Origin of the sequence: Methylophaga lonarensis MPL (genome assembly GCF_000349205.1) — a bacterium.
Lineage (GTDB): Bacteria > Pseudomonadota > Gammaproteobacteria > Nitrosococcales > Methylophagaceae > Methylophaga > Methylophaga lonarensis.
Map to the genome: position 1 here is coordinate 1 of NZ_APHR01000083.1, position 1,588 is coordinate 1,588.

The 1,588-nt window shown below is 52.0% G+C and carries 3 protein-coding genes; all 3 read right to left on the bottom strand.

Annotated elements, in window-relative coordinates; all coding sequences use genetic code 11:
- On the bottom strand, window positions 1-384 hold a 384-nt coding region (hisF, locus tag MPL1_RS12700), incomplete at its 3' end, for an imidazole glycerol phosphate synthase subunit HisF (protein WP_009727540.1).
- A 1-nt stretch (window position 385) separates the two neighbouring features.
- The gene (hisA, locus tag MPL1_RS12705; RefSeq protein WP_009727541.1) at window positions 386-1,135 is read right to left on the bottom strand and encodes a 1-(5-phosphoribosyl)-5-[(5-phosphoribosylamino)methylideneamino]imidazole-4-carboxamide isomerase; all 750 of its coding nucleotides are present in this window, start codon (window positions 1,133-1,135) and stop codon (window positions 386-388) included.
- A gap of 27 nt (window positions 1,136-1,162) precedes the next feature.
- Window positions 1,163-1,588, bottom strand: a 426-nt coding sequence (gene hisH, locus MPL1_RS12710; RefSeq protein ID WP_009727542.1) for an imidazole glycerol phosphate synthase subunit HisH, incomplete at its 5' end; no start/stop codon positions are given.

The following is a 1,588-nucleotide window of genomic DNA, read 5'->3' on the forward strand; positions in this document are numbered from 1 at the left end:
GACAACAATGCATTGTGAACCAAACTTCTCTGCTGCTTCTCTGACAAAATCAGGGTTTTTGACTGCGGCAGAATTGATGCCCACTTTGTCGGCCCCCGCATTGAGCATCCGGCGAATATCGGCAACTGTTCGGATGCCGCCGCCGACGGTCAGCGGGATAAAAACCTGACTGGCGACCGCGCGAACAACCTCTTCCATGGTTTCGCGCTCATGGTGCGTAGCGGTTATGTCTAAAAAGGTCAGTTCGTCGGCACCCTGTTGATCGTAGCGTCTGGCAATTTCGACCGGATCGCCGGCATCCCGAATGTCGACAAACTGTACGCCTTTGACCACACGGCCGGCGTCAACATCAAGGCAAGGGATAATGCGTTTTGCCAGTGCCATATCAGAATTGCAGTGGTGGGTTCAGTCGATCAGCAAGTGCCTGACCTTCTGCAAGATCAATGCTGCCTTCGTAAATGGCACGACCAACAATGGCTCCCATTACGCCTTCGGATTCGTAGTGACACAGGGCTTTGATATCGTCATAGCTGCTGACGCCACCAGAAGCGATGACGGGAATGTTAATAGCGCGAGCCAAATCCCGGGTTGATTCGAGGTTGACCCCTTGCATCATGCCGTCACGGCTGATGTCCGTGTAGATGATGGCCTCAACACCGTCTTGCTCGAATTGCTGAGCAATATCAATCACGTCATGGTTTGAAAGTTTTGACCAACCATCAATGGCGACTTTGCCGTCTTTGGCATCCAGGCCGACGATGATGTGGCCCGGAAACTCTGCGCAGACATCGCCGACAAAATGTGGCGCGTTGATCGCTTTGGTACCGATGATCACATAACGAACACCCGCATGCAGATAGGTTTGAATGGTATCTTCATCACGAATGCCGCCACCGACCTGAACATCAAGATCAGGAAATGCCTCACAGATATTGTGTATGACATCAGCATTGACCGGGCTGCCTGCAAAGGCTCCATCCAAATCAACGATATGTAATCGCTTGGCTCCCGCCTCTACCCATCGGGCCGCCATGGCGACCGGATCTTCCGAAAACACTGTGTTGTCTTCCATGCGTCCCTGACGCAAACGAACGCAGTGACCTTCTTTAAGATCAATGGCAGGGATTAATAACATAACGTGTTCTCCAATCTGTTATCGGTTTTAGGACTGTCCGTCCCAGTCAAGGAAGTTTTTAAGTAATTGCAAACCGGCATGCTGACTTTTTTCAGGATGAAATTGCACTGCAAAAACATTATCGCGAGTCACCGCTGAAGCGAACTTCAATGAATAGTCGCTGACGCCGGCAATGCTCTGCTCGGTTTGTGGATCAACATAGTAACTGTGTACGAAATAAAAGCGGCTGTCGTCGCTGATGTTCTGCCAGAGCGGATGCGGGCGCTGGCTGACCTGATTCCAGCCCATGTGCGGGACTTTAAGCCCCTGAGCTGCCGCTTGATCAAAATGACGCACATTGCCGGGAATGATGCCCAGCCCCTCGGTGCCGGAATTTTCCTCGCTGTGACTCATCAGTGCCTGCATGCCCAGGCAAATGCCCAGAAAGGGTTTGCTGGCTGCAGCGGTTCTGAA